Raw genomic sequence first — 26,054 nt, 5'->3', positions numbered from 1 at the left:
CCTCGGTCAAGAAATAGCGCATAGCAAAACCGCTTGGAATGGGTCTCGCGCACCATTATTGTTGCCCGGACAGCGCTTCGCATGGGCAGATCGGCCGGGAAAAACCGCGGTTTTCCGAGAATGCAAGAGGTTTGGCTTGACGGGCGGGCCGTCTCTGACTATAGAACCGCGACTTTCCAATAATGGCCTAGGAACGCGGCCTGGGCTCTGGGCCCGCTACCGCATTGTCCGGCGGCGATAAAGAGAATAGGTGTACCATGTCCCGTAGTTGCGAATTGACCGGCAAGGGCGTCCAGTCGGGCAACAATGTAAGCCACGCCAACAACAAGACCAAGCGCCGGTTCCTTCCGAACCTGTGCAACGTCACGCTGATTTCCGATGCTCTCGGCCAGCGCTACCGCCTGCGCGTTTCCGCAGCTGCTCTCCGCTCGGTTGAACACCGTGGCGGCCTCGACGCCTTCCTGCTGAAGTCGGACGAGAACGAGCTGAGCATGCGCGCTCGCCTGCTGCGTCGCCAGATCGTCAAGAAGGTTGCTGAAGCCGCCTAATCGGCGCCAGCGCACCGTCTTTGACACGCGTTTAAAAGGCTTGCGGGTTCATCCGGCAAGCCTTTTTCTCGTGCGCACGTTTCTTAACCGATACGCGCTTTTACCTTCATCGGCCGGGTGCACTACCCTGCTTTCATCCCTCTAGCTGGTGGCATACCCCAGGATAAAAAAATGCTGATCAACCGCACATTCTTCATCTATGTCGCGCTGATGACCCTCGTGGTCGTCGCCTCGAACATCCTCGTTCAGTTTCCGCTACCGGGCTCGATTGCCGGTATGCAGCTCGGCGATCTCCTCACCTGGGGCGCCTTCAGCTATCCCTTCGCCTTCCTGGTGACCGACCTTACCAACCGCCAGTTCGGGCCGCGCATCGCGCGCCGCGTGGTAGTCGCAGGCTTCATCGTCGCCATTCTGCTCTCCATCGTCGCCGCCACGCCGCGCATCGCTATCGCGTCGGGCTCGGCCTTCCTGTTCGGTCAACTCCTGGACATCTCGGTGTTCAACCGGCTCCGCCGTCAGAGCTGGTGGCATGCGCCGCTCGCAGGCTCGCTGATTGGCTCGGCGCTCGATACCGCAATGTTCTTCTCCTTTGCGTTCGCACCGTTCTTCGTGTTCTTCGGCCCGAACGACAGCTTTGCGCTGGAAACCGCACCGCTCCTCGGCGTACTTGCGGCTGAAGCACCGCGCTGGATCTCCTGGGCGGTCGGTGACTTGAGCGTGAAGATCCTCTGCGGCCTCGTCATGCTGCTCCCCTATGGCGCGCTGATGAGCATCGTGAAGCCCATGCCCGCTGCGGAAAAGCAGACGGCCTAAGGCCCGCCTGCCGGCACGCCTCGGCCCGCGCCGAAGGGGCGACCGAGCGTCGATTGCAAGGCGCGGGGAAGAGGTGGCAGCCGCCCTTCCCCGCGCCTCACCTTCTAGCGCTGCTTCAAAAGCATCTGAGCGTTTTCGAATGGCAGCCCTTCGTCGTCTTCCGACCGTCGGGACTGTTCTTCAAAGCCGAGGTTCTCGTAGAAGGCATAGGCCTGCGAATTGGCGGTGTAGACCTCCAAGCGGAGCTGCCTCTTCAGCTGCAGGGCATGCGAAACCAGCAAGCGGCCGATGCCGGCACCCTGGTGTCGCGGCGAGACGAAGAGCCCGCCGATAAAATCGTCGAGCAAGCTGACGAACCCGGCCGGTTCGCCGCCCCGGATGGCGACCCAAGTCTCCGCGTTCGGCAGATAGACGGTCTCGATCAACAGGCGCTGTTCACGCAACCGCGCCTCGCCGACAAATGCGTGCGCCGTTATCGAGGCCTCGAACCAGATGGCCGACAGTTCTTCCAAATCCGCAGCCCGATAGGCGCGGATCATCACATCCATTTTTTTCATGGTTTTTTCGTTCAATAGATATGCGTCAAGAGGGACGCCTGTTCGGCGCCTTGAACAACCGCGAATGCGGGTAAATTTTCAGCCTCTGCGCATAAATCTCCTTCAACGGACAATCGGCCAATAGGCCTTTGCCGGGACACCGTCAAGCATCGGACGGGCTTGTTCGGGCCTCTGCGCAGCCGCGCCCAGCGAGACGGCTCGATCCTTCACCGGCGCTTGGCCGGATCTCCACACGATCGGGCGGATCGCACTATTCAGGAGTTGGCTGGCTTATTGTGTCAGCGCGGTGGTGAGCCGGAACTCCAGCATCAGGTTGCGCTCGAGGATCGAATGGTTGTCGTCGGAGACGACGATGACCCGCACGTCGCCGTCGGGACGCACGACGACGTCGAGGCCTTCCATGTTGTCGATCTGGTAGCCCATGTCCGCTTCGAAGAGGACTTCGCCGTCGACGACCGCGCCGGGCTTGATCTTATCACCCGGGATCCGACGGATCTGCATGCCGAGACCCGAGCCGAAGGAGAAACGTCGCTCCAGCAGCAAGAGGTCGCCGTTCGGCAGGAAGGCGCCATCGGTTGCCGCATAGGGATCCTTGCGCACGACGCTGAATGCGCCGCGTTGTGGCCCGTCGAGGATGCCGGCCAAAAGATTGTCCGCCTTGTCGACGCTGCGTTCGGCAATGGCGACCATGGCGCCCGCGAGGGGGCTGTCCTTCGGCGAGACCGCGATCGTCTCAATGCCGGCATTGCTGCGCAGCTCGCTGATCGGAAACGGCAATGCCAGGCTTCCGATCGGCTTCGAGCCGGCAAAACCCGGATCCGGATAGATGTCGATGCGATGGGCCTGCTCGTAACTGACGATCGCCTGGCCTTCTCGAAGGGCAAGCCCTTCGGAATCCACCTTCCATTTCGCCAGGCCGACATCACCGTTACGATCCGCCATCGGCGTGGCAGTCAGGTTGGTGATACCGGAAAGCCGACCCTGCTCGTCGCGGGTTACCGCACCTTCCAGCCAGTGGCCGGTATCCATGACGGCGACGAAAGAGCTGCCGTCAGGACGAAAGCGGATTGCCGAAACCGCGCCGAACAGCGGATTTGACGAGGTCATCTCCAGACCGCCGAGAAACTCCAGGGCGCCAAACCGGGTGGCGCTGGAACCGACAGCGAAATTACTGATCTGGCGGCTGCGGATCGGCAGGTCTTCGCTATCGGAAGCGGACCATGCCGGGCAGGCCGAAGCCAGGAGGAAAAGGGCTAGGAGACCGCGGCCAAGCATCAAGAGAAGTACCTTCAGGGGGCATCGGGAATGACGCGGCGTGCGCTCAAAGTGAGCCCGCCACGCATGGTAGCTTGGTAGACTGTAAAACTATGTCCGTAAATTGACTTCGGCCGCCAGCGATGCGTGCAGGTGCCGATTGGCAGCTCGGAGGCGATGTTCCACCGCCCTCAAGGGGGAAGCATCACCCGGCGCGGCGAAGACGCGAAGAACCGCGGCGCTGGCTTTCGTCCTCGAAGAGTGCGGCCAGCTGTTCGGTCATCGCGCCGGCAAGCTCATCGGCATCGACGATCGTGACGGCACGGCGATAGTAGCGCGTCACGTCGTGGCCGATACCGATTGCCAGCAGTTCCACCGGCGAGCGCGTTTCGATCTGCTCGATGACCGCGCGCAGGTGACGCTCCAGATAGTTTCCGGGATTGACCGACAGCGTCGAGTCGTCGACCGGCGCGCCGTCCGAAATCATCATCAGGATGCGCCGCTGTTCGCGTCGCGCCATCAGCCGCTCATGCGCCCAAATCAGCGCCTCGCCGTCGATGTTTTCCTTGAGCAGGCCTTCCCGCATCATCAGGCCGAGATTGCGTCGTGCCCGGCGCCACGGAGCGTCGGCAGACTTGTAGACGATGTGTCGCAGGTCGTTGAGGCGACCCGGGGCCTGTGGCTTGCCGCCGGCCAGCCACTTCTCGCGTGACTGCCCACCCTTCCACGCCTTGGTGGTAAAACCGAGGATCTCGACCTTGACGCCGCAGCGCTCGAGCGTGCGCGCCAGGATATCGGCGCAAGTGGCGGCAACCGTGATCGGGCGGCCTCGCATCGAGCCGGAATTGTCGATCAGCAGCGTCACGACGGTATCGCGGAAGTTAGTGTCCTTTTCGCGCTTGAAGGAGAGCGGCTGCATCGGATCGATGATGATGCGCTGAAGTCGCGCCGAGTCGAGATAGCCCTCTTCGAGATCGAACTCCCAGGAGCGGTTCTGCTGCGCCATCAGGCGGCGCTGCAGCCGATTGGCAAGCCGGCCGACCGCACCCTGCAGATGGGCAAGCTGCTTGTCGAGGAAGGCGCGCAGCCGGTCGAGCTCGGCCTCGTCGCAAAGCTCTTCCGAGGCGATGGTCTCGTCGAACTCGCGGGTGAAGACGGCGTAGTCGACCTTCTCGTTGAAGTCGGCGAAGGGCTGGTTCGGACGCTTGACCTCGCCGGGCGTTTCGCTGTCCTCGTCGCCTTCGTCCTGGAGATCGTCGTCGGAGATCTCCGCGCCGTCCATCTCGCCTTCTTCCATCTGCTCTTCGGCAGCCTGGTTCTCGTCGGCGGGTGCGGCATCGTCGCCGGCTTCCTCGTCGCTGGCGTTCTCGTCCTGCTCCTGGCTGCGCGGCTGGTCTTCGTCGGTCTCGCTTTCCTGCTCGTCCGGCTCGTTGTCGTCGTCACCGTATTTCTCGGCAACTTCCATCGAGGTCAGCATGTCGCGAACGACCCGGGCAAAGGCCTGCTGGTTGTTGATCGTCGACGACAGGTGCTCAATGTCGCCGGCAGCCTTGCCCTCGATGAACTCGCGCCAGAGGTCGAGCACCTTGCCGGCAGACGCCGGCGGCTTCTGGCCCGTCAGCTTCTCGCGCACCAGCAGCGCTACGGCCTCGCCGAGCGGCGCGTCCGCCTGGCGCTCGATCGTTGCGAAATTCGCCTTGGCGTATTTCTCTTCGAGCATGACGTTGAGGTTCTTGGCGACACCCGCCATGCGCAACGACCCGATCGCCTCGACACGAGCCTGCTCCACCGCATCGAAGATCGCGCGGGCGTCCGCCCCTTGCGGCGACATGGTCGCGTGGATCCGCGCATCGTGACAGGCCTTGCGCAGCGCCATGCTGTCACCGAGCCCGCGGGTCACGGCAAGTTCCTGCAGGGTCGGGCGCTTGGAAAGTTCCGGCAGACGGATGCGTTCGCCGGTCATGCCCGGCCGCTCGTTGGCGAAGGCGACTTCCACCTCGGCATCGCCCGCGATCGATCGGATGCAGCCGGAAAGCGCCCGCTTGAACGGTTCCGCAGCATTCTCGCGCGTGGTTGGCTTTGCCTTCGAATTCGAGCTCACGACAGTTCCTTCTTCAGCCAGAGGCGACGGCGCCCCAGTGGGGCGTCATCCGGTTTGCCACAGCGTCATGACCCGCCCTCCCAAAGGGGACGGCAGGCCGTGGGATCAGGCGGTGGCTTCGAGCACGATGTTGGCAGCGCTTTCCTTCAGCTCGATGCCGAAGGCGCGCTGGTAGTGCTCGGCGACCAGCGCCCGCTCCAGCTCGTCGCACTTGTTGAGGAAGGTCACGCGGAAGGCGAAAGCGATGTCGCCGAAGATGTGGGCGTTCTCGGCCCAGGTGATGACCGTACGCGGGCTCATGACCGTCGAGAGATCACCATTGATGAAGGCTGCGCGCGTGAGGTCCGCGACACGTACCATCTTGGAGACGGTCTCGCGGCCCTTGTCGGCAGTGAAGCCCTTGACCTTGGCGGCGACGATGTCGACTTCCTTGTCGTGCGGCAGGTAGTTCAGCGTGGTGACGATCGACCAGCGGTCCATCTGCGCCTGGTTGATCTGCTGCGTGCCGTGATAGAGGCCGGTCGTGTCGCCGAGGCCGACGGTGTTGGCGGTCGCAAACAGGCGGAAGGCCGGGTGCGGACGGATGACACGGCTCTGGTCGAGCAGCGTCAGGCGGCCGGAGGATTCCAGCACGCGCTGGATGACGAACATGACGTCCGGGCGGCCGGCATCGTATTCGTCGAAGACGAGCGCGACATTGTGCTGGTAGGCCCAGGGCAGGATGCCGTCCTTGAATTCGGTGACCTGCAGGCCGTCCTTGACGACGATCGCGTCCTTGCCGACGAGGTCGATACGGCTGACATGGCTATCGAGGTTGACACGCACGCACGGCCAGTTGAGGCGCGCGGCGACCTGCTCGATATGGGTGGACTTGCCGGTGCCGTGATAGCCCGACACCATCACGCGTCGGTTGTGGGCGAAGCCTGCGAGAATGGCGAGCGTCGTTTCGCGGTCGAAGAGGTAGTCCGGATCCAGATCCGGGACATAGGCGTCGCCCTTCGAATAGGCAGGAACGCGCAAATCCGTATCAATGCCGAAAACCTCCCGGACGGAAATCGTGGTGTCGGGGAGGTTGGAAATGTCGAGGTCAATCTTGCTCATCATGTCTCCAGAGCGGCCACCGGACGGCACCCGCGCATTCGCCTGCAAAAGTGCTTCTGTATTAATCCGGGTTGTTAGCAGAAACCAGCCTGTTTTAACAATTGGTAGGCCTGAATAACCGCGCGAAAACGCTCTTCCGATCCTCTATCTCCGCCATTGGCATCGGGGTGATGCTTCTTGACGAGGTCCTTGTATGCCGCCTTGATGTCGGCAGTGGTCGCCGAGGCTCCGAGACCAAGCGTTTCGAAGGCCTTCGCCTCGAGCGTCTTCAGCTTGCGCTGACGTGGCTCGGGACGACCGGATCGCGCCCGTGCCTCGCTGACAAAGCCGAAGGGATCGCGCATGCGGGCCTGGGCGCCGGCAGAGCCAGACCGCGTCTGCGACTGGGTCGGGCCGTTCTTCGCGTTCTTGTTGACGCCGACGGTCCAGGTGGGCCGATGACCGGTGATCGCTTCCTTCTGGTAGCGGGCGACCTCGCTGTCGGAGAGGCCGGAGAAGAAGTTGTAGCCCTTGTTGTATTCCTTCACGTGCTCGAAGCAGAACATGAAGTACTGCCCCTCGGCGTTGCGACCGACGGGCGCCCGGTGCACACCCTTCTGATCGCAGCCGTCCCACTGACAGACGGGAGCCGCCGGCTCTGCCTGCGGCTCGACCTTGCGCCGGGTTCGAATGCGATCGAAGTATTTTGAATCGAGTCTCATGGCGCTCATTATGGGGTTTGGCGGGAGTCACAACAAGAATTGACAAAGCGGAATGTTGCTGGCTTTGTGCGGGCATTTTGCGCCGCCGTGCCAGCGATTACCGGGTTCTTAACTGCGAGGGGGCGCCAAGCAAACAGCAAAATGGGACGGAAGAATGTCGCTCACCGAGACCATCGAAAAGAAGCTGATCGAGGCCTTCCACCCTGAACGGCTCGAGGTCATCAACGAGAGCCATCAGCATGCCGGCCATCAGCCGGGCTTCGATGGTACCGGCGAGTCCCACATGCGCGTGCGTATCGTTTCTAGCGCCTTTGCCGGCATGAGCCGTGTCGCCCGCCACCGCGCCATCAATGATCTCCTGAAGCCAGAACTCGACGCCGGCCTGCATGCGCTCGCCGTCGAGCCGGCAGCCCCCGGCGAGCCGACCCGCTGGTAGAGGCAATCGCGGCCATCAGGCCAGCGGAGCGCCCTCTTCCGCCGGGCGGATGCGCAGCTTGGTAATGCGGTTCTTCACCCGCTTCATCACGATGAAGCGTTTGCCGTGGAAGGTGAAGGCCTGGCGTTCCTCCGGAATGCTCTTGGACTCGTGGATGACCAGACCGGCCACCGTCGTCGCCTCCTCGTCCGGCAGCGACCAGTCGAGCGCGCGGTTGAGATCGCGGATCGGCACCGAGCCATCGACGACGATCGAGCCATCGGCTTCCTGGCGCACGCCCTGAATGTCGAGGTCGTGCTCATCGGCGATATCGCCGACGATCTCCTCCAGAATGTCCTCCAGCGTCACCAGACCCTGAACCTGACCATACTCGTCGACGACGATCGCCAGATGCAGCTTGCGACGCAGGAACGCATTGAGCTGATCCTTGAGGTTGGTCGTGTCCGGCACGAACCAGGGTTTTTGCGCGATCTTGACGATATCGAGGTTTTCCGGCTCGACATTGGGTTCGGCCAGCGCCCTCAGCAGATCCTTGGAATGCACGACGCCGATGATGTTGTCGGTCGACCCGCGCCAGAGCGGCAGCCGCGTGAACGGGCTTTCGAGAATATCGCGGACGCAGGTTTCCGGCGGCTCGTCGGCATTGATCGCCCGCATGCTGGTGCGGTGGATCATAATATCGGAGATTTCAAGCTCGCCAAGATCGAGCACTCCGCCGAGCCGATCACGGTCGGCCTTGATCACCGAGCCCTCGCGGTGCAGCAGGTCCACGGCGCCGCGCAGTTCCTCATGCGCCGACAGCATAGACATGTCGGAGGCCAGGTTAATGCCGAAGATGTTGAGCAGGCGCCGGACGATGCCGTTGACGAGGCTCGAAACCGGGCCGACGACGGCGACGAAGAGACGGACGAGCGGTGCCACTGCAATCGCGAAACGATCCGGCGAGGCAATCGCCCAGCTCTTCGGCAGTACTTCCGAGAAGATGACGAGCAGCACGGTCATGGCGAGTGTGGCGATCGCCACGCCGCTGTCGCCGAAGAGACCGATCAGCAGGCTCGTCGTCAGTGACGAGGCAAGAATGTTGACGAGATTGTTGCCGATCAGCAGCGCGCCGATCAGCCGGTCGCGACGCTCGATCAGCCGGTTGACGATGCCGGCGCGCTCTTCGCCGTTGTTTTCCAGCGTATGCATACGCGAGCGCGACGCGGCGGTCAGCGCCGTCTCCGAACCCGAAAAGAAGCCCGAAAGCACAAGCAGGCAGAAGACTGACAGGATCGACAGCCAGTACTCCGCCAGAAAGGCAATGAAGGCTTCGCCGGTCATTGCGGGTGCTTTTCCCTCAGGAAGCTCAGAACCTCGGAGGATGGGACGTCATCAGCGACGAAGGACTGGCCAATACCCTTCGTCAGGATGAAGGTGAGCTTGCCGCCCTTGACCTTCTTGTCCTGGGCAATCGCGTCCATCAGCCGTTCTGCCGGAGGCAGTGTACCGGGAATTTCCGACATGCGCGTCGGCAGGCCGACGGCCCTCAGATGCGCCTCGACACGGGTTGCATCGTCGGCGCTCGCAAGGTTCATGCGCGTCGAGAACTGATGCGCCAGCACCATGCCGATCGAAACGCCCTCACCGTGCACCAGCCGGGCGCTGTCGTATTCGGTCGCCGCCTCCAGTGCATGGCCGAAGGTGTGGCCGAGATTGAGCAGCGCGCGCAGGCCATTTTCGCGTTCGTCCGCCGCCACGACGTCCGCCTTGGCCTGGCAGCTGACTGCGATCGCCTCAATGCGGGCGCTACCCCCCGCAAAGACCGCCTGCCAGTTGTTTTCGAGCCAGGCAAAGAAGTCCGGCTTGTCGATCAGCCCGTATTTCGCGACCTCGGCATAACCGGCGCGGAATTCGCGCTCGCTCAAGGTGTCGAGCACGTCGGTGTCCGCCAGCACCAGATCCGGCTGGTGGAAGACACCGATCAGGTTCTTGCCGTGCGGCGAATTGATGCCGGTCTTGCCGCCGACGGAGGAATCCACCTGCGCCAAGAGCGAGGTCGGTATCTGGATGAAGCGCGAGCCGCGGCGCACGATGCCGGCGGCAAAGCCGGTGAGGTCACCGATGACGCCACCGCCAAGCGCGATCACCGCATCGTTGCGCTCGATCCGGGCGCCAAGCACCGTTTCGCAGACCGGAATCAGATGTTCGAAGCTCTTGGTCTTTTCGCCGGCGGGAAGCACCAGCGACACGGCGTCGATGTCGCACTCCCCAAGGCTCGCCATGAGCGGCTCAAGGTAGCGCGGTGCGACGTTCTCATCGGTGATGACGGCCATCTTGCGCCCCTTGAGGCGGGCGGCGATTTCCTCACCGGCCGCCGCAATCAGCCCGGGACCGATCAGGATGTCGTAAGAACGGTCACCGAGGTCGACACGGACCTTGCGTTCGGCTGCAGGCATCGCATGGCTATTCATGGGTCTTCTTGTCCTGGTACTCGATGACGGCGGTGAGGACATCCTCGACCATCGTCTCTTTCTTCACATCGCGCGACAGCACCGTCAGGTCCGCTTCGGCGTAGATCGGGTAACGCGCATTCATCAGGTTTTCGAGCGTCTGCTTCGGGTTCTCGGTCTTCAGCAGCGGCCGGGTGTCGCGCTTGTTGACCCGCTCCCAGAGCACGTCGAGCTCGGCGTTCAGCCAGACCGTCAGGCCACCCTTCTTGATCTGGCGGCGCGAGCGCTCGTTGATATAGGCGCCGCCGCCGGTCGAGACCACGCGCGGACCGCTGCGCAAGAGCCGCTTCAGCACCCGCGTTTCAAGCGCCCGGAACTCGTCTTCGCCATAGCGGGCAAAGAGATCGCTGATCGTCATGCGCGAGACGCGCTCGATCTCATGGTCGGAATCGACGAAGGGAATGCCAAGCGCCTGAGCCGTCAAACGACCGATTGCCGATTTGCCGGCGCCCATCAGGCCGATGAACACGAGATTACGTTTACCGAGTACAAGCTTCGCCCGCTCGGCAAGCGTTGCGGAAACCGGTTCGATCACGTCGTTCATTGGACTTCTTATTCCCCATTCCCTTTCGGTATCGACAAATCGGGGTGTAGCGTCAAGTCGTCGCTCGCGTCCGCTCACGGTTCTTGAACTCGGCGGAAGCGGCGTTCATATAGGTCTGGCACCCGCCACAGCGTCGCGCGCTCATTCCGAGCGCCTGAAACGCACTGGCCGTTTGAACGCCTGCATGTATCCTTACGTCCGCTTCGATCGAAAGGCACATGCAGAGGAGATTGAAATGCCGACCCTCTTCCGGTTCCTGTTCTTCTGCGCCGTAATTGCCGGGATAGTGTACGGCACGATGATCTCTCTCGTCACCTTCGTCGAGCCGACGGAGCGCGACGTCACCGTGAAGATCCCGTCCGAACGGGTGAACAAGACCCAATGAGCGATCTTTCCGCCGCCCATGTCGAGGCTTTCCTCGAAATGATGAGCGCCGAGCGGGGTGCAGCGGTCAATACGCTGCAATCCTACGAGCGTGACCTCGAAGATGCCTCCTCGCATCTGCGCACGCTCGGAACCGGGCTGACCGGGGCGACACCAGATGACCTTCGCGGGTATCTCGCCCATCTCGCCGGTCAGGGCTTCAAGGCCTCCTCGCAAGCGCGGCGGCTTTCGGCGCTCAGGCAGTTCTACAAATTCCTCTACGCCGAAGGCATGCGCGGCGACGACCCGACCGGGATCCTCGACGCGCCGAAGAAGGGACGTAGCCTGCCGAAGACGCTGAGCGTCGACGACGTCTCGCGCCTGATCGGCCAGGCGGAGACCGAGGCGGCAGCCGGCGGTACCGACCACCTCGCCAAATTGCGCATGCATGCGCTGATCGAACTGCTCTATGCGACCGGCATGCGCGTCAGCGAACTCGTGTCGCTGCCCGCAAGCGTGCTCGCCCAGAACGGCCGCTTCCTCGTCATCCGCGGCAAGGGCAACAAGGACCGCCTCGTTCCGCTATCACAGGCAGCGATCCGGGCCATGCGGGCCTATGGCGAGGCGCTCGCCGAGGAGATTGCGCGCGAGGAAAGTGGCAACCGAGAGAGCCCGTGGCTCTTCCCCTCCTCGGGCAAGCAGGGGTTCCTGCCGCGCCAGGTTTTTGCCCGCGATCTGAAATCGCTGGCCGCGCGCGCCAGCATTCGCGTCGCCACGATCTCCCCGCACGTGCTTAGACATGCCTTCGCCAGCCACCTGCTGGCCAATGGCGCCGACCTTCGCGCGGTGCAGGAACTGCTCGGTCACTCGGACATTTCAACGACACAAATCTATACACATGTTCTGGAAGAACGGCTGCACAACCTGGTGCAAAACCATCACCCTCTTGCCAAACAGGCGAAAAAACAGGATTAGGACCGCCGGGCAGGCTGGTTTCGGCCCGCAGACCCTTGTCGCAAAATGATCGGAAACGCATCTCATGCACAACTATCTCGATTTCGAAAAACCCATCTCCGACCTCGAAGGCAAGATTCTCGAATTGAAGAAGCTTGCCGGCGAAGACGAGAGTGTGAACACTTCGGATGAGATCGAACGCCTGGAGACGCGCGTCCGCGACGCGATGGTCGAGATCTATTCCAAGCTGACGCCGTGGCAGAAGACCCAGGTCGCCCGCCACCCCTCGCGCCCGCACTTCCTGGATTATGCCGCCGAGCTCTTCACCGAGTTCACGCCGCTTGCCGGCGACCGCAACTTCGCCAACGACGACGCCATCCAGGCCGGCCTTGCGCGCTTCCGCGGCATGCCGGTCGCCGTTCTCGGCCAGGAAAAGGGCAACGACACCAAGTCGCGCATCAAGCACAATTTCGGCAGCCCCCGTCCGGAAGGCTACCGCAAGGCGATCCGCGTCATGGAAATGGCTGACCGCTTCGGCCTGCCGCTGATCACGCTGGTCGATACCGCAGGCGCCTACCCTGGCGTTAACGCCGAAGAGCGCGGCCAGGCGGAAGCGATTGCCCGCTCCACCGAGATGTGCCTCAACGTTCGCGTGCCGATCGTCACCGTCGTCATCGGCGAAGGCGGCTCCGGCGGTGCGATTGCGATTGCCACCGGCAACCGCGTCTACATGCTCGAGCATGCGATCTACAGCGTCATCTCGCCGGAAGGTGCAGCCTCTATCCTGTGGCGCGATTCCACCCGCGCCAAGGAAGCGGCCAGCAACATGAAGATCACGTCCGAGGATCTGAAAGCGCTCGGCGTCATCGACGGCATCATTCAGGAACCGGTCGGCGGCGCGCACCGCGACCCGAACGCGGTCATCGGCCGCACCGGAACCGTGATCGCCGACGCGCTCAAGGAACTTTCCGGACGCGATGGCGACCAGTTGCGCACCGATCGCCGACAAAAATATCTGAATATCGGCCGTAACCTCTAAGCCGGATCGGCAGTCCTTAAGCGGGAGCGGGGCGGAAATCCCACGACCTTCCCCTCGCCCGATCTGATGGCCCGCGATTGCGGAAGCGGATTTCGCAACTGCAAAGCGGAGTGTGGCCAAATCTTGGCCATATTCATGAGGTCATGAACAGCGCATCGGCAGGGCCACCCTGCAGGGTTAAGAATTCGTGAAGTATAATCGCTTAGTGATTCTCTAAAAGGCCCACCCTCGCGGACTTGGGCTTTCCTAGTCGAGTTTGGGTTTGAACGGGCCTCTGCTGATGCGTTTCTGGAACCTTTTAGCTTCCGCCGCCATTGTCGCCGCGCTTGCCGGCTGCACCAACGAAACGCTGGATGCGACGACATCGGTCGATATCAAGTCCGTCAGGAACAAGACCGAGTATCAGGTCTCTGCCCCGATGGTCAAAAAGATGAGCGAGCTCGGGATGCAGAAGCAAGCCCCGATCGCACTGCGCATCTTCAAGGAAGAAGGCACGCTCGAGGTCTGGAAGGCCAATACCGCCAACCGCTTCCAGCTTTTGAAGACCTACAAGATCTGCGCCTGGTCCGGCAAGCTTGGGCCCAAGGTGAAGGAAGGCGACCGGCAGGCGCCGGAAGGCTTCTACCCGCTCTTCCCGCGCCAGATGAACCCCAATTCCAACTACTATCTGGCGATCAACACCGGCTATCCCAACGCCTACGACAAGGCGAACGGTCGCCAGGGCACACACCTGATGATCCACGGCGCCTGCTCGTCGTCGGGCTGCTACTCGATGACCGACGAGCAGATGATCGAGATCTTTGCGCTCGCCCGCGATAGCTTCAAGGGCGGCCAGGAAAGTGTTCAGCTGCAGGCCTTCCCCTTCCGCATGACCGCGGAGAACATGGCGCGGCACCGCGACAATCCGAATATCGACTTCTGGAAGATGCTGAAGGTCGGCTACGACCAGTTCGAAGTCACCAAGCGTCCGCCGGAAGTCAATGTCTGCGAGAAGAAGTACGTCTTCAACCAGCAGGCCTCCGGCCCGTTCAATCCGGGTGGCCAGTGCCCCGCCATGTCGACGCCGCCGGCCCTGCAGGTGGCGATGGCGAGCTTCGAAAAGAGCTACCAGACCGACTACGACAAGGCGATGAAGAAGTATGACGGCATGGTCTGGTACGAACCGAGCGAAGCCGAGCGCAAGGCGATCGTCGCCAAGCAGCGCGTCGGCCGCGAACTCGCCTATGCGCCGACCGGCAACTCGCTTGACGCCGGCAAGATGATGAAGGCGAGCGATCTCGAAAAGAAGATAGCCTTGCAGAAGGAAGCGGAAGAAACCAAGCAGGCCGTCGAGATCCAGAAGAAGGAACTCGAAAAGGCGACCGATGGCGGCAAGCACGTCCCGGTCCCGGCCGCCAATCCCATTCCGCAGCCAGTGATTCAGGCGGCCGTCGAGCAGCCGAAGAAATCCTTCTGGAGCCTGTTCTCCAAGAGCGAGCCGGAATTGCAGATGCCGGCCCCGGTCGTCATCACGCCTGAACAGCAGGCTACTGCCGCACCGCTGACGCAAGCCGCCCCGGCAACGACGGCAAAGCAGGCGAAGGCGCCGGCCCCTGCCGCCCAGCAGCAGGCCGCTGCCGTGACCACGGCAACGACACCGTCAGCCGATGCGGCCGCCGAAGCGCCTGTTATGACGGAAGAGCCGCCGAAGAAGCGGCCGTTCTGGAAGATCTGGGGCAATTGATGCCGGACGAACAGAAGATCGTCTATGACCTGAGGGGGCTTAAATGCCCCCTTCCCGTTTTGAAGACGCGTAAACGCATGACTTCGCTGGCGCCGGGCGCTTTGCTGGAGATTGAGACCACCGATCCGCTGGCGGTGATCGACATTCCGCATTTCTGCAACGAGGACGGCCACAAGCTTGTAGAGGCCGCACCCGCCGACGGCGGCCACCGGTTCCTCATCCGCAAGGGCGCGTAAGACGCCACGTCTGCCGTGCGGCAACGCTTCGATTACTGAGGTGATTTAGAACCGCATGCCTGGCACGGCGAGCGGATTGTCGGACAACGCTTGGGCGTCTGGCCGGTCGATGCGCGGCTTGCCGGTGAAGGCGTCGAAGAGGTCGCGGACGAAGGCCTCTTCCAACCCCTTGGTGATCAGCACCATGCGCGTGCGGCGGTCGTTCGGGTCCGGCCAGACGGCGAGCCGCTCCGGCGTGTGGAAGACGTTCTGCACGCCATGCAGCACCAGCGGCCGGTCCGGCCTGTCGGCAACCGCGACGATCGCCTTCATCCGGAGCAGCTTCTCGCCATGCGCCGAGCGCAGGAGATCGATGAACATGTCGAGCGCCATAGGCTCGATCGGCCGGTCGTGCACGATGCTGAAGGAGCGGATGTCGCCGCCATGTCGCGTCACATCGTGATGGTGATGATGATCGTGCCCATGATCATGGTGGTGATCGTGGTCGTGATGATCGTGACCGTGGTCATGATGATGGTGGTCGTGGTGCGCCTCGTCCTGCAGCCAGCGGCCGACATCAGCGATCTTCGACGACGGGTCGTAGAGGCCACAATCGAACAGCTCTGCGCGCCCTGCTTCGGCGCTGTCGCCATCGATCAGCGGCGCGCGCGGATTGAGCGCACGGATCCGCGCCGTCAGCGCATCACGCTCCGACGTTTCGGCAAGGCCTGTCTTGCTGATGACGATGCGATCGGCAACGGCAATCTGCTTCAGCGCTTCTTCGTGGTTGGCGATCGTCTGCAGGCCGTTGACGGCGTCAACGACGGTGACCACGCCATCTAGCCGGAAGTTCTGCGCAATGATCGGATTGCCGATCACCGATTGCAGCACTGGCGCCGGGTCGGCAAGGCCGGTGGTTTCGATAACGACGCGCTTCAGCGGCCTGATCTTGCCGGTCTGCATGCGGTCCATGAGATCGGCAAGCGTATCGACCAGTTCGCCACGCACGGTGCAGCAGAGGCAGCCGTCGGAAAGCTCGATGACCCCGTCGCTGGAGGCTTCCACCAGCAGATGATCGATCGACACGTCGCCGAACTCGTTGATGATAACGGCCGTATCCGAGAGATCGGGATCCTTCAGCAGCCGGTTGAGCAGCGTCGTCTTGCCCGCACCGAGGAAGCCGGTAAGGATCGAGACCGGCACCGCCGACAAGGGACTAACCATCATGCACTCCGATCAGAAGGTCGGCCGCGGCACCGGGATCGGCACATTGGCGACATCGCCCTGGCCGGCCGGGTCGCCGGCAAGCTTCGGCGCTTTTTCGCCGCTGCCGGCGATCAGCCCGGCGAAGGCAAGCTTCAGCGGCCGGTTGATTTCGTGGATATAGGGCGAGAGCAGCTTCTGGCGGCCGGCTTCGTCGCGGCCCTCGCTGCGAACCTTCGCGGCCGCCTTCGAGCAGATCTGCTTGCTGACATCGGCCACCATGTCGCGCGTCTCGCCATAGGCCGGGATCTGCACCAGCGACGGCTTGCCGTTGCCGTTCGTCGTCAGTGCCATCTGCAGGAGCCGTGCGGACTCATCCGCACGCGCACCGAGGCTGTCCTCGCCGAGCACGACCGAGACGACGCTGCGCCCCTCGCGGGTGGCGGATGAAACCTGGTTGAAGCCGGAGGCGCAGATGAAGCCGGTTTTCATGCCGTCAGCCCCTTCGAAGCGGCCGATCAGCATGTTGTAGTTCGGATAATCCTTCTTGCCGGTGGTGAAACCTTCCAGCGAGAAATAGGAGGCGTATTGCGGAAACTCGCGCTTGAGCGTGATCGCGAGTACCGCAAGGTCGCGGGCGGTCGTGTACTGGCCGGGACCAGGCAGACCGTTGGGATTGATGAAGTTCGAGGAGGTCATGCCGATGCGGCGGGCCTCGGCATTCATCCGCTCGATGAAGGCGGGCTCCGAACCGGCGACCGTTTCGGCGATCGCGACCGCAACATCGTTTGCCGACTTCACCAGCATCATCTTCAGCGCGCTGTCCAGCGTCATCGCCTGGCCGGGCTTGTAGAACATCTTGCTCGGCGGCTCGGCGGCGGCGTTCTTGGTCATGATGACCGGGCTCTCGAGCGTGAGCTGACCGGACTTGATGGCGCGGAAGGCCGTGTAGGCCGTCATCAGCTTGGTCAGCGACGCCGGATACCATTTCTGGAAGATATCCTGGTGCTCGTAAACCTTCAGCGAATTGACGTCGACGACCAGCCTTGGATTGGCCGCAGCCGGCAGCGCCGCAAGAAGCGTGGCGCATGTCGCCGCCGTCACTCCGAGCGCCTTCATCTTGCCACGCGAGAAAAATCCTGCTGTCACCACGATAGGACCTCGAAAATCCGCTGTTGCCTCGTCTCGTCCGGCTATTTAGCCTATATGGCGAGGAGATGGCAAAGCCCATTCACGGGCAGTCGTGCCAATCCACACCGATACGCAGATACAATTAGTGATCGAACAGACCGACAGGACGAAACGATGCCGATACTTAACCGTGCCGCCGAGCTCCAGAATGAAGTCACCGAATGGCGGCGCCACCTGCACAGGAATCCGGAGCTCCTGTTCGCGGTCGAAAATACGGCAGCCTTCGTCGAAAAGAAACTGAAGGAGTTCGGCGTTGACGAAATCGTGACGGGGCTTGGCCGCACCGGCGTCGTCGGCCTCATCCGCGGCAATCTCGGCGCGGGCCGCACCATCGGTCTGCGCGCCGACATGGACGCGCTGCCGATCACCGAGACGAGCGGCAAGGACTGGGCCTCTGAGACATCCGGCAAGATGCATGCCTGCGGCCACGACGGCCACACGGCCATGCTTCTCGGGGCGGCGAAGTATCTCGCCGAGACCCGCAACTTCGCCGGCCAAGTCGCGGTGATCTTCCAGCCTGCAGAAGAAGGCGGCGGCGGCGGCAACGAGATGGTCAAGGACGGCATGATGGAGCGCTTCGCCATTGCCGAAGTCTACGGCATGCACAACATGCCGGGCATGCCCGTCGGCCAGTTCGGCAGCCGCGTCGGCCCGATCATGGCCTCGACCGACGAGTTCACCATCACCATCAAGGGCCGCGGCGGCCATGCGGCCCAGCCGCACAAGACGATCGACCCGATCATCGTCGGAACGCAGATCGTGACCGCCTTGCAGACGATTGCGTCGCGGACAGTCGACCCGCTCGCCTCCGTCGTCGTCTCCGTCACCAAGTTCAATGCCGGTTTCGCCCACAACGTCATTCCGCAGGAAGCCGTGCTTGGCGGCACCGTGCGCACCCTCATGCCTGAGGTGCGCGAGATCGGCGAAAGCCGCATCCGCACGATTGCCGAGGGTGTTGCCCAGATCTACGGCGCGACCGTCCAGGTCTCCTACAACCGCAACTATCCGGTAACGGTGAACCATGCCGACGAGACCGGTTATGCCTTGCAGGCGGCAGCCGAGATTGCCGGTGCCGGCAATGTCCAGCCGTCGCTCGATCCGATGATGGGCGGTGAGGATTTCTCCTACATGCTGCTTGCCCGCCCCGGCGCCTTTATCTTCATGGGCAACGGTGACACCGCCGGGCTGCATCACCCGGCCTATGACTTCAACGACGAGGCGATCCCGCACGGCATTTCCTACTGGGTGAAGCTCGCGGAAACGCGACTTGCCGCCTGAGGCACGGTTGGGAGGCACGATGCATCAGATCGACAAGATTGACCGACGAATTCTCAACATTCTCCAGGCGGACGGCCGCATCACCAATCTGGAGCTTGCCGATCGCATCGGCCTGTCGCCGACCGCGACCAGCGAACGCCTGCGCCGGCTGTTGAAGGAGGGATACGTCTCGGGCTTCGGCGCGCGATTGGACCCGCAGAAGCTCGGCTTTGGGCTGCTGGTCTTCATCGAGGTCATGCTCGACAAGACGACGCCCGACGTCTTCGACCAGTTCGCCGCCGCCGTCAAACAGGCGCCGGCCGTGCTCGAATGTCACATGGTGGCAGGCGGCTTCGACTATCTGGTCAAGACGCGGTTCGAGGACATGGCGGCCTACCGCAACTTCCTCGGCCAGGTTCTCTGGACGCTCCCGGGCGTCAAGGAGACCCGCACCTATGCTGTCATGGAAGAGATCAAGAACGACGGGCCGCTGCCGCTGGTGTGAGCCTCTGTCGCAGAAAAATAAAAGAACGGCCCGGGATCTACACAGATCCCGGGCCGTCTGCTTTCAGCTTAGGCGGCGTCCTGCAGCGATGCCATGTCGATGACAAATCGATAACGCACGTCGCTCTTGACGACGCGTTCATAGGCTTCATTGATCTCTTGGATGCGGATCGTTTCGATTTCCGAGACGATGTCGTGTTCGCCGCAGAAGTCGAGCATTTCCTGGGTCTCCTTGATCGAGCCGATCATCGAGCCGGAAATGCTGCGGCGCGCCGGCACCAGCGAGAAGGCATGCACCGGCACGGCGTTCTCCGGAATGCCGACCAGCACGAGATCGCCATCGACCTTGAGCAGGTTGAGGTAGGCGTTCCAGTCGATCTCGGCTGCAACCGTGCAGATGATCAGGTCAAACGTGCCCGCCAGCGCCGTGAAGGTCTCGGGGTCGTTGGTGGCATAGTAGTGATCGGCGCCGAGCTTCAGCCCGTCTTCCTTTTTGGAAAGCGTCTGGCTGAGAACGGTCACGTCTGCGCCCATGGCATGCGCCAGCTTGACGCCCATATGTCCGAGACCGCCCATGCCGACGATAGCGACCTTCTTGCCGGGACCGGCCTTCCAGTGGCGCAGCGGCGAATAGAGCGTGATGCCGGCGCAAAGCAGCGGTGCCGCAGCGTCGAGCGGCAGGTTCTCGGGGATCGACAGAACGTAGCCTTCCTTGACGACGATGCTGTCGGAGTAGCCGCCCTGGGTCGGTGTCTTGCCGTCGGCTTCGACGCCGTTGTAGGTCACGACCAGGCCGGGCATGTAGTGTTCCAGATCCAGATCGCGGGTAGCGCAGGTGGTGCAGGAATCGACGAAGCAGCCGACGCCGGCGCGGTCGCCGACCTTGAACTTGGTCACCTTGGAGCCGACCGCCGTGACGATGCCGACGATCTCGTGGCCCGGAACCATCGGGAACGCCGAGTTGCCCCATTCGTTGCGGGCCTGGTGGATGTCCGAGTGGCAGACGCCGCAATATTTGATCTCGATCACCACGTCGTCGTCGCGCGGTTCGCGGCGTTCGAAGGTGAAGGGCGTCAGCGGCTTCGACGCATCGGTCGCCGCATATCCTCTTGCAATGGCCATCAGTCTGTCCTCATTTTGGGAAAGGGTGCAGGTCCGGAGGGAGCCCGGCCTGACGCATCAGGACTATGAGGGTGCGCACGCTGCAAGCGTTAGAGCGATCCTGCAAAGTTTTTGCACGATCCTACAAGATTGACAGCGACATCCTGGAGATGGCACGTCGAGACCCTATCTGAGCGTTGCCTCACACAACGCTAAGCCGCTGGAAAGACCTGAGATTATGACAGCCACGCGACAGACTGCCCGTCCCGAGATGATCGACGTCATTGCCCGGTTTGCCAAAACCGACGGTGATCACATGACGCAGATTGCCGGCCTGAGCCTGCACCGCCACGGCGGCGATGCCCCGGTTAACTGCTCCGCCTACAGGCCGAGTTTGGCGATCATCGTGCAAGGAGCAAAGCGCGTGGTTCTCGGCGAAGAGACGCTGATCTACGGCGCCTCGGATTATCTGCTGACGTCGATCGACCTGCCGGTTCTGTCCCAAGTCTGCCAGGCCTCTGCAGACGAGCCCTATCTCAGCATGGCCTTCACGCTCGATCCGGGTAAGATCCAGGCGCTGCTTGCGTCCCTGTCGCAGCTGCCGGCACCCGCCGCCTCCGTGCGCGGCATGAGCGTTAGCAAGATCACTGTCGAACTCGAAGATGCCGCACTTCGCTTGCTGCGTCTGCTCGAGCGGCCGGACGATATCCCTGCGCTGCTGCCACTGATCGAGCAGGAAATCCTCTACCGGCTTTTGACCGGGCCGCACGGCCATCGCCTCAGACAGATGGCGACGACCGACAGCCAGCCGCATCAGGTCGGCCGCGCAGTCGCCTGGCTGAAGGAACACTATTCGCGGCCCTTGCGGATCGACGATCTCGCCAACCGTGTTTCCATGAGCGTCTCGTCGCTACACCATCACTTCAAGGCGATCACCGCGATGAGCCCCCTGCAATACCAGAAACAGCTTCGGTTGCAGGAGGCCCGGCGGCTGATGCTGGAGGAGAGTCTCGACGCCGGCGATGCCGGCCATCAGGTGGGTTATGAAAGCCAGTCGCAGTTCAGTCGCGAATATGCCCGCCATTTCGGCGAGCCACCGATGCGCGACATCGGCCGCGTGCGCCGCTCGCTGCTCGAACGGCTTGCTCCGCAGGCGGAGATGCTGAGCGAGGGCTGATGAGGCGCCCTCGGTTCCGCTGGCGGCGTATCAGCTTCGCTCGATATCCCGCCTAAGCACGATCGAGGTGGTCAGATCCTCGACATTGTCCATCGTCGCCACCTCGTTGCGCAGCTCGTTGAGCGCATTGATCGAGCCGACCTCGACCTCAACGACGAGATCCAGCTGGCCGCTGACGGAGGACACCTTGCGGACCGTAGAGAAACCGGCAAGCCGGTCGAGCACGCCGATCGATGGCGTGCGCTTCAGCGTCACCAGCAGAAAGGCCTGAATCGTGCCCTCGTCCAGCTGGCCGATATCGGCGCGATAGCCGCGAATGACGCCGGCCTTTTCCAGTCGCGTGACCCTCTCGGTCGTCGCACTTCTGGAAAGCCCGATCCGGCCCGCCAGCGACTTCATCGGGATCCGCGCCTCCTGCGACAGAATGCTGAGGATGGTGCGGTCGATCGCGTCGATGTCCTGCATGTCCCCTCCTCCGTGCCCGCCGACAAGATGACGGTTATTATAAACATAGTGCCGGTGCAACCGGCATATTGCCGGATGCATCGGAGCACAGCCCATGCAAATCTCGTCATCGAGATGAGGATCCCCATGAACGATATGCTGAAGACCACGCCCGACTTTTCGACCGAAGCGGCAGCCGCCTTGCTGAAGGAGCATTACGGCCTCTCCGGCGCACTCTCGCTGCTTGCCAGCGAACGCGATCAGAACTTCAAGGTCGAGGCTGAGGACGGCAGCATCTCCATTCTGAAGATCATCAATGGTGCCGAGCCCGAGGTCGAAAGCGATTTCCAGACCGCACTGCTCAGCCACGTCGGCGCCCATGCCGCCGACCTGCCGGTGCCGCATATCCGCCCGACGCTGTCAGGCGCGAGCCTTGCTTCGACCACGAGCACGCGCGGCGTCACCCATCGGCTACGGCTCGTCAGCTGGGTCGAGGGCCTGCCGCTTGCCGAAACCGGGCGCAACGATGCGGCGCTACAGTCGCTCGGACGGATGCTCGGCCGCTTCGATGCCTCGCTCAAGGGCTTCATGCATCCGGGCGCGCTGCGCGATCTCGACTGGGATATCCGCCATGCCGGCCGCTCGGCCGACCGGCTGCACCACGTCACCTCGGCCGAAGACCGTGCTTTGCTCGAACGCTTCCTTGTCCGCTTCGAAAAGACCGTGGCGCCACGACTTGCAACCCTTCGTGCCGCCGTCATTCACAACGACGCCAACGATTGGAACGTGCTGGTCGATAAAGTCGATCACGATACCATTTCCGGCCTCATCGATTTCGGCGACGCCCTGCATGCGCCCGTGATTGCAGAGGTGGCGATCGCCGCCGCCTATGCCGGGCTCGACCATCCCGATCCGATCGGCGCCGCTGCGGCAATCGCCCGTGGCTTCCATGCGGAGTATCCGCTGGCGGAAGAAGAGGTCGATCTGCTCTTCGATCTCATCGCCATGCGCCTCGTCACGTCGGTCACGATCTCGGCGTCCCGCCGCGCCCATACCGACGACAATCCCTATCTCGCCATCAGCGAACGGCCGGCCTGGACGCTTTTGCGCAAGCTCGACCGGATGAATCCGCGTTTCGCCACCGCCATCCTGCGGCATGCCTGCGGCTTCGAGGCAACATCCGGCGCCCGCAAGGTTGCCGCCTGGATCAACGCGAACCGCAAGTCGCTGAAGCCACTGCTCGAACGCCCCGCCGCCACCTATCCGGCAGCGCTCGTCCCCTATGGCGACCCCACCCACCCGATGACGGTAAAATCCGCTGGCGAACAGCCGGATGAAGCCCAGGCGATCTGGGAAGACTATTGTCGCGCGCATGGCGTCGAACTCGGCATCGGACCTTTTGGCGAGGAACGCACCGTCTATGCCGGCGAGATGTTCGTATCGCGCTTCATCGACCACACCCGCCGCAATCGCCATCTCGGGCTCGACCTGTTCATGGCCGCCGGCACCAGGCTCTACACCCCGCTTGCCGCAACCGTCGTCAGCGTCGAGATCGAGAAGGACCCGCTCGGTTATGGCTGCCTGATAGCACTTCGCCATGAGCCCGAGGGATGCCCGCCCTTCGTCACGCTCTGGGGTCATATGGCGCACGAAGCCATGGGACGCATCAAGGCCGGCGACCAGCTTGCGGCCGGCGCGCTTGTCGGCGAGATGGGAGCGCCGAAGGAAAATGGCGGCTGGGCGCCGCATCTGCACCTGCAGCTTTCGACCGACATCGCTCTGTCGGCGACCGAAATCCTCGGCGTCGGCGAGCCGCAGTTCCTCGACGTCTGGGCCGAACTCTTCCCCGATGCGCGCACCTTCGCCGGGATCGCCGAGGAGTTCTACGAGAAGAAAGGCCGCTCGCACGACGAGATCGTCAAGCGCCGCAAGGAATTGCTCCTGCCGAACCTTTCGATCTCCTACGACAAGCCGATCAAGTTCGTGCGCGGCGAAGGCGTCTGGCTGATCGACGACAGCGGCCGCGCCTATCTCGATTGCTTCAACAACGTCTGCCACATCGGTCACGCCCATCCGGCAGTGGTCGAGGCGATGGCAAAGCAAGCGGCGATCCTCAACACCAACACCCGCTACCTGCACGACAACATCGTCGCCTATGCCGAGCGGCTGACGGCAACGCTGCCGAAGGAATTGACGGTCGCCGGCTTCGTCAACAGCGGTTCCGAGGCCAACAGCCTGGCGCTGAGGTTGATGCGCGTCCATACGGGCCGCGAGAATGCGATCACGCTCGACTGGTCCTATCACGGCACGACGCAGGAGCTGATCGACATCAGCCCCTACAAGTTCCGTCGCAAGGGCGGCAAGGGTCCGAAGCCGCATGTGCATGTGGCAACCATTCCCGACAGCTACCATGCGCCGGCCGACTGGCCGGCCGAGGAACACGGCAAGCGTTTTGCCGAAAGCGTCGCCGAACTGATCCAGGCCATGAAGGCCAAGGGCGAAGGCCCGGGCTTCTTCATCGCGGAATCGATCCCGAGCGTCGCCGGCCAGGTGTTCCTGCCGGAGGGCTACCTGAAGGAAGTCTATCGCCTCGTACGCGAGGCCGGCGGCGTCTGCATCGCAGACGAAGTACAGGTCGGTTTCGGCCGCGTCGGCAGCCATTGGTGGGCCTTCGAGACCCAAGGCGTCGTGCCTGACATCGTCACCATGGGCAAACCGATCGGCGACGGCCATCCGCTCGCAGCCGTCGTCACCACCCGCGAGGTGACCGACAGCTTCAACAACGGCATGGAGTATTTCAATACCTTCGGCGGCAACCCGGTCTCCTGCGCCGTCGGTCTCGCGGTGCTCGACGTGATCGAAGGGCAGGATCTGCGCGGCAATGCGCTTTCGGTCGGCAACTATCTGATAGATGCCTTCCGCGCCATGCAGGCCCGCTACGAGGTGATCGGCGATGTGCGCGGCATGGGTCTCTTCCTCGGCATCGAACTTGTCACCGACCGCAAGACCAAAGCACCGGCAACCGAATTCGCCCGCGCCGTCTCCAACGGCGCCCGCCGCCGCGGCGTGCTGATGGGCACCGAAGGTCCGCATGACAACATCTTGAAGATGCGCCCGCCGATGATCTTCTCGAAGCGCGATGCCGATCATCTGATCGCCGTGCTCGAAGAGACTTTTGCGGACGTCGCAAGGACGCTCGGTTAAGGCCGGGTCGAACAGCAGAAAAACCAAACGCAATGACCGGGGTGCCCGACACGTATCCCGGCACGAAGACGCATGCCCTAAAAACATCAATGAGGAGAACAGGACAATGAAACTTGGAGTGAAATTTGGAGTTCTGGCACTGGCGAGCACGGCGTTTCTTGCCGGCACCGCCGCCAACGCCGGCATGCTCGACGTCATCAAGGAACGCGGCGAACTTCGCTGCGGTGTCAGCCAGGGCGTGCTCGGCTTTTCCGCGCCCAACGACAAGGGCGAATGGACCGGTTTCGACATCGATTTCTGCCGCGCTGTGGCTGCCGCAGCGCTCGGCAATCCCGACAAGGTGAAATACGTACCGCTGTCGACCAAGGAGCGCTTCACCGCCCTTCAGTCGGGCGAGGCCGACCTTCTGTCGCGCCAGACCACCTGGACGCTGTCGCGCGACACCGATCTCGGCATGAGCTTCGTCGGCGTCAACTACTATGACGGCCAGGCCTTCATGGTGCGCAACGACCTCGGTGTGAAGAGCGTCAAGGAACTCTCGGGCGCCTCCGTCTGCACCGAGACCGGCACGACGACCGAACAGAACATGGCCGACTATTTCGGCGCTAACAACATCCAGTACCAGGTCGTCGCCTTCGAAAAGGCCGACCAAACGATCCAGGCCTTCAACACCGCCCGCTGCGACGTCTATTCGACCGACGCTTCTGCGCTCTATGCCCAGCGCCTGACGCTGAACGACCCCGATCGTTTCGTCGTGCTGCCGGAAGTCATCTCCAAGGAGCCGCTCGGTCCAGCCGTCCGCCAGGGTGACGATCAGTGGTTCAAGATCGTGCGCTGGACGCTGTTCGCGCTGACCGAAGCCGAAGAACTCGGCATCACCAAGGACAATGCCGCAAAGCTTCTCGAAAGCGGCACGAACGCCCAGAAACGCTTCCTCGGCATCGAGAACGAAGCCGGCAAGTCGCTGGGGCTCGATCCGAAGTGGGCCTACCAGGTGGTTTCCGCCGTCGGCAACTATGGCGAAGTCTTCGAACGCCATCTCGGCAAGGACAGCCCGCTGAAGATCGATCGCGGTCTCAACAAACTCTGGAGCCAGGGCGGCCTGATGTACGCCCCGCCGGCACGCTGATCC

Annotated in this window: 25 protein-coding genes; 13 read left to right on the top strand and 12 right to left on the bottom strand. The window is 62.7% G+C overall.

Annotated features, from left to right (window positions below; genetic code table 11):
- The first annotated feature begins 257 nt into the window (after positions 1 to 257).
- Positions 258 to 548 carry a 50S ribosomal protein L28 gene (gene rpmB / locus IB262_RS19170; protein WP_034806568.1) on the top strand — a complete coding sequence of 97 codons (291 nt, stop codon included), beginning with the start codon at positions 258 to 260 and terminating at the stop codon, positions 546 to 548.
- A 171-nt stretch (positions 549 to 719) separates the two neighbouring features.
- Entirely contained in the window at positions 720 to 1,361 is a 642-nt protein-coding gene (locus tag IB262_RS19165; protein ID WP_112977368.1) for a VUT family protein, read from the top strand.
- 104 nt (positions 1,362 to 1,465) lie between these two features.
- Here IB262_RS19165 and IB262_RS19160 read toward each other — a convergent pair whose 3' ends face one another.
- The 5 genes from IB262_RS19160 to IB262_RS19140 all read right to left on the bottom strand — a co-directional run bounded on the left by IB262_RS19160 (position 1,466) and on the right by IB262_RS19140 (position 7,084).
- Complete coding sequence (locus tag IB262_RS19160; RefSeq protein ID WP_162728934.1) at positions 1,466 to 1,918, bottom strand: GNAT family N-acetyltransferase; 453 nt, start codon at positions 1,916 to 1,918, stop codon at positions 1,466 to 1,468.
- A gap of 270 nt (positions 1,919 to 2,188) precedes the next feature.
- Positions 2,189 to 3,193 carry an esterase-like activity of phytase family protein gene (locus IB262_RS19155; RefSeq protein ID WP_112977370.1) on the bottom strand — a complete coding sequence of 335 codons (1,005 nt, stop codon included), beginning with the start codon at positions 3,191 to 3,193 and terminating at the stop codon, positions 2,189 to 2,191.
- A 184-nt stretch (positions 3,194 to 3,377) separates the two neighbouring features.
- A complete protein-coding gene (gene cobT / locus IB262_RS19150) occupies positions 3,378 to 5,273 on the bottom strand; it encodes a cobaltochelatase subunit CobT (RefSeq protein WP_034806554.1) in 1,896 nt (631 codons plus the stop codon).
- A 105-nt stretch (positions 5,274 to 5,378) separates the two neighbouring features.
- Positions 5,379 to 6,374 carry a cobaltochelatase subunit CobS gene (gene cobS, locus IB262_RS19145; RefSeq protein WP_034806552.1) on the bottom strand — a complete coding sequence of 332 codons (996 nt, stop codon included), beginning with the start codon at positions 6,372 to 6,374 and terminating at the stop codon, positions 5,379 to 5,381.
- 74 nt (positions 6,375 to 6,448) lie between these two features.
- Positions 6,449 to 7,084, bottom strand: a complete 636-nt coding sequence (locus IB262_RS19140) for a J domain-containing protein (RefSeq protein ID WP_034806549.1) — start codon at positions 7,082 to 7,084, stop codon at positions 6,449 to 6,451.
- Positions 7,085 to 7,229: 145 nt separating this feature from the next.
- Between IB262_RS19140 and IB262_RS19135 the strand changes: the two genes are divergently transcribed.
- A complete protein-coding gene (locus IB262_RS19135; protein ID WP_060518522.1) occupies positions 7,230 to 7,511 on the top strand; it encodes a BolA family transcriptional regulator in 282 nt (93 codons plus the stop codon).
- Between the two features lie 15 nt (positions 7,512 to 7,526).
- Here IB262_RS19135 and IB262_RS19130 read toward each other — a convergent pair whose 3' ends face one another.
- Genes IB262_RS19130 through IB262_RS19120 form a run of 3 tightly spaced genes read right to left on the bottom strand, consistent with a single transcriptional unit; the run spans position 7,527 to position 10,547 of the window.
- Complete coding sequence (locus IB262_RS19130; RefSeq protein WP_060518524.1) at positions 7,527 to 8,834, bottom strand: HlyC/CorC family transporter; 1,308 nt, start codon at positions 8,832 to 8,834, stop codon at positions 7,527 to 7,529.
- Complete coding sequence (gene aroB, locus IB262_RS19125; protein ID WP_034806539.1) at positions 8,831 to 9,964, bottom strand: 3-dehydroquinate synthase; 1,134 nt, start codon at positions 9,962 to 9,964, stop codon at positions 8,831 to 8,833. The genes IB262_RS19130 and aroB overlap by 4 nt, the downstream gene beginning before the upstream one ends.
- Entirely contained in the window at positions 9,957 to 10,547 is a 591-nt protein-coding gene (locus IB262_RS19120) for a shikimate kinase (RefSeq protein ID WP_034806536.1), read from the bottom strand. Before IB262_RS19120 ends, aroB begins: the two co-directional genes overlap by 8 nt.
- A gap of 235 nt (positions 10,548 to 10,782) precedes the next feature.
- Between IB262_RS19120 and IB262_RS19115 the strand changes: the two genes are divergently transcribed.
- The 5 genes from IB262_RS19115 to IB262_RS19095 all read left to right on the top strand — a co-directional run bounded on the left by IB262_RS19115 (position 10,783) and on the right by IB262_RS19095 (position 14,862).
- Positions 10,783 to 10,932: a hypothetical protein gene (locus IB262_RS19115; protein WP_034806731.1), complete on the top strand. Its 150-nt coding sequence runs from the start codon at positions 10,783 to 10,785 to the stop codon at positions 10,930 to 10,932.
- A complete protein-coding gene (xerD, locus tag IB262_RS19110; protein ID WP_060518526.1) occupies positions 10,929 to 11,885 on the top strand; it encodes a site-specific tyrosine recombinase XerD in 957 nt (318 codons plus the stop codon). The genes IB262_RS19115 and xerD overlap by 4 nt, the downstream gene beginning before the upstream one ends.
- A 64-nt stretch (positions 11,886 to 11,949) precedes the next feature.
- Entirely contained in the window at positions 11,950 to 12,903 is a 954-nt protein-coding gene (locus IB262_RS19105) for an acetyl-CoA carboxylase carboxyltransferase subunit alpha (RefSeq protein ID WP_034806530.1), read from the top strand.
- Between the two features lie 280 nt (positions 12,904 to 13,183).
- On the top strand, positions 13,184 to 14,626 hold the full coding sequence (locus IB262_RS19100; RefSeq protein ID WP_192493737.1) for a murein L,D-transpeptidase family protein: 1,443 nt from the start codon (positions 13,184 to 13,186) through the stop codon (positions 14,624 to 14,626).
- Positions 14,626 to 14,862 carry a sulfurtransferase TusA family protein gene (locus IB262_RS19095; protein ID WP_034806524.1) on the top strand — a complete coding sequence of 79 codons (237 nt, stop codon included), beginning with the start codon at positions 14,626 to 14,628 and terminating at the stop codon, positions 14,860 to 14,862. The genes IB262_RS19100 and IB262_RS19095 overlap by 1 nt, the downstream gene beginning before the upstream one ends.
- A gap of 45 nt (positions 14,863 to 14,907) precedes the next feature.
- On the opposite strand, the gene IB262_RS19090 is transcribed toward IB262_RS19095, so the two are convergent.
- Both IB262_RS19090 and IB262_RS19085 read right to left on the bottom strand, forming a co-directional pair.
- A complete protein-coding gene (locus IB262_RS19090; protein ID WP_112977372.1) occupies positions 14,908 to 16,065 on the bottom strand; it encodes a GTP-binding protein in 1,158 nt (385 codons plus the stop codon).
- A 12-nt stretch (positions 16,066 to 16,077) separates the two neighbouring features.
- A complete protein-coding gene (locus IB262_RS19085) occupies positions 16,078 to 17,163 on the bottom strand; it encodes a D-alanyl-D-alanine carboxypeptidase family protein (protein ID WP_089044556.1) in 1,086 nt (361 codons plus the stop codon).
- A gap of 186 nt (positions 17,164 to 17,349) precedes the next feature.
- Here IB262_RS19085 and IB262_RS19080 point away from each other — a divergent pair, with 186 nt between their 5' ends.
- Both IB262_RS19080 and IB262_RS19075 read left to right on the top strand, forming a co-directional pair.
- Positions 17,350 to 18,513 (top strand): M20 aminoacylase family protein, encoded by a 1,164-nt coding sequence (locus IB262_RS19080; protein ID WP_034806520.1) that lies wholly within the window; start codon positions 17,350 to 17,352, stop codon positions 18,511 to 18,513.
- Positions 18,514 to 18,532: 19 nt separating this feature from the next.
- Entirely contained in the window at positions 18,533 to 18,997 is a 465-nt protein-coding gene (locus IB262_RS19075) for an Lrp/AsnC ligand binding domain-containing protein (protein ID WP_034806518.1), read from the top strand.
- A gap of 68 nt (positions 18,998 to 19,065) precedes the next feature.
- Here IB262_RS19075 and IB262_RS19070 read toward each other — a convergent pair whose 3' ends face one another.
- Positions 19,066 to 20,118 carry an NAD(P)-dependent alcohol dehydrogenase gene (locus tag IB262_RS19070; RefSeq protein WP_060518530.1) on the bottom strand — a complete coding sequence of 351 codons (1,053 nt, stop codon included), beginning with the start codon at positions 20,116 to 20,118 and terminating at the stop codon, positions 19,066 to 19,068.
- Positions 20,119 to 20,335: 217 nt separating this feature from the next.
- Here IB262_RS19070 and IB262_RS19065 point away from each other — a divergent pair, with 217 nt between their 5' ends.
- A complete protein-coding gene (locus IB262_RS19065) occupies positions 20,336 to 21,274 on the top strand; it encodes an AraC family transcriptional regulator (RefSeq protein ID WP_112977371.1) in 939 nt (312 codons plus the stop codon).
- 30 nt (positions 21,275 to 21,304) lie between these two features.
- Here the strand turns inward: IB262_RS19065 and IB262_RS19060 are convergent, their stop codons facing one another.
- Positions 21,305 to 21,739, bottom strand: a complete 435-nt coding sequence (locus IB262_RS19060; RefSeq protein WP_043617453.1) for an Lrp/AsnC family transcriptional regulator — start codon at positions 21,737 to 21,739, stop codon at positions 21,305 to 21,307.
- A gap of 126 nt (positions 21,740 to 21,865) precedes the next feature.
- On the opposite strand from IB262_RS19060, the gene IB262_RS19055 reads away from it, so the two are divergent.
- Both IB262_RS19055 and IB262_RS19050 read left to right on the top strand, forming a co-directional pair.
- On the top strand, positions 21,866 to 24,922 hold the full coding sequence (locus IB262_RS19055) for an aminotransferase class III-fold pyridoxal phosphate-dependent enzyme (RefSeq protein ID WP_192357159.1): 3,057 nt from the start codon (positions 21,866 to 21,868) through the stop codon (positions 24,920 to 24,922).
- A gap of 118 nt (positions 24,923 to 25,040) precedes the next feature.
- Positions 25,041 to 26,051: an amino acid ABC transporter substrate-binding protein gene (locus IB262_RS19050; RefSeq protein WP_082566314.1), complete on the top strand. Its 1,011-nt coding sequence runs from the start codon at positions 25,041 to 25,043 to the stop codon at positions 26,049 to 26,051.
- The last annotated feature ends 3 nt before the right edge of the window (positions 26,052 to 26,054 follow it).

The sequence above is a fragment of the Ensifer sp. ENS02 genome (assembly GCF_014851885.1).
GTDB classification, from domain to species: Bacteria; Pseudomonadota; Alphaproteobacteria; order Rhizobiales; family Rhizobiaceae; genus Ensifer; species Ensifer adhaerens.
The sequence above is the reverse complement of the archived record's forward strand: the minus strand, read 5'-3'. Positions and strand labels throughout refer to the sequence as shown.

What these genes read in the sequence shown, in the direction of transcription:
- aroB (WP_034806539.1), bottom strand. Translation starts at nt 9,964, where the DNA reads ATGAATAGCCATGCGATGCCTGCAGCCGAACGCAAGGTCCGTGTCGAC.
- cobS (WP_034806552.1), bottom strand. Translation starts at nt 6,374, where the DNA reads ATGAGCAAGATTGACCTCGACATTTCCAACCTCCCCGACACCACGATT.
- IB262_RS19160 (WP_162728934.1), bottom strand. Translation starts at nt 1,918, where the DNA reads ATGAAAAAAATGGATGTGATGATCCGCGCCTATCGGGCTGCGGATTTG.
- IB262_RS19060 (WP_043617453.1), bottom strand. Translation starts at nt 21,739, where the DNA reads ATGCAGGACATCGACGCGATCGACCGCACCATCCTCAGCATTCTGTCG.
- IB262_RS19055 (WP_192357159.1), top strand. Translation starts at nt 21,866, where the DNA reads ATGAACGATATGCTGAAGACCACGCCCGACTTTTCGACCGAAGCGGCA.
- IB262_RS19130 (WP_060518524.1), bottom strand. Translation starts at nt 8,834, where the DNA reads ATGACCGGCGAAGCCTTCATTGCCTTTCTGGCGGAGTACTGGCTGTCG.
- IB262_RS19120 (WP_034806536.1), bottom strand. Translation starts at nt 10,547, where the DNA reads ATGAACGACGTGATCGAACCGGTTTCCGCAACGCTTGCCGAGCGGGCG.
- rpmB (WP_034806568.1), top strand. Translation starts at nt 258, where the DNA reads ATGTCCCGTAGTTGCGAATTGACCGGCAAGGGCGTCCAGTCGGGCAAC.
- IB262_RS19135 (WP_060518522.1), top strand. Translation starts at nt 7,230, where the DNA reads ATGTCGCTCACCGAGACCATCGAAAAGAAGCTGATCGAGGCCTTCCAC.
- IB262_RS19115 (WP_034806731.1), top strand. Translation starts at nt 10,783, where the DNA reads ATGCCGACCCTCTTCCGGTTCCTGTTCTTCTGCGCCGTAATTGCCGGG.
- xerD (WP_060518526.1), top strand. Translation starts at nt 10,929, where the DNA reads ATGAGCGATCTTTCCGCCGCCCATGTCGAGGCTTTCCTCGAAATGATG.
- IB262_RS19095 (WP_034806524.1), top strand. Translation starts at nt 14,626, where the DNA reads ATGCCGGACGAACAGAAGATCGTCTATGACCTGAGGGGGCTTAAATGC.
- IB262_RS19140 (WP_034806549.1), bottom strand. Translation starts at nt 7,084, where the DNA reads ATGAGCGCCATGAGACTCGATTCAAAATACTTCGATCGCATTCGAACC.
- IB262_RS19155 (WP_112977370.1), bottom strand. Translation starts at nt 3,193, where the DNA reads ATGCTTGGCCGCGGTCTCCTAGCCCTTTTCCTCCTGGCTTCGGCCTGC.
- IB262_RS19070 (WP_060518530.1), bottom strand. Translation starts at nt 20,118, where the DNA reads ATGGCCATTGCAAGAGGATATGCGGCGACCGATGCGTCGAAGCCGCTG.
- IB262_RS19100 (WP_192493737.1), top strand. Translation starts at nt 13,184, where the DNA reads ATGCGTTTCTGGAACCTTTTAGCTTCCGCCGCCATTGTCGCCGCGCTT.
- IB262_RS19080 (WP_034806520.1), top strand. Translation starts at nt 17,350, where the DNA reads ATGCCGATACTTAACCGTGCCGCCGAGCTCCAGAATGAAGTCACCGAA.
- IB262_RS19065 (WP_112977371.1), top strand. Translation starts at nt 20,336, where the DNA reads ATGACAGCCACGCGACAGACTGCCCGTCCCGAGATGATCGACGTCATT.
- IB262_RS19085 (WP_089044556.1), bottom strand. Translation starts at nt 17,163, where the DNA reads ATGAAGGCGCTCGGAGTGACGGCGGCGACATGCGCCACGCTTCTTGCG.
- IB262_RS19105 (WP_034806530.1), top strand. Translation starts at nt 11,950, where the DNA reads ATGCACAACTATCTCGATTTCGAAAAACCCATCTCCGACCTCGAAGGC.
- IB262_RS19090 (WP_112977372.1), bottom strand. Translation starts at nt 16,065, where the DNA reads ATGGTTAGTCCCTTGTCGGCGGTGCCGGTCTCGATCCTTACCGGCTTC.
- IB262_RS19165 (WP_112977368.1), top strand. Translation starts at nt 720, where the DNA reads ATGCTGATCAACCGCACATTCTTCATCTATGTCGCGCTGATGACCCTC.
- IB262_RS19075 (WP_034806518.1), top strand. Translation starts at nt 18,533, where the DNA reads ATGCATCAGATCGACAAGATTGACCGACGAATTCTCAACATTCTCCAG.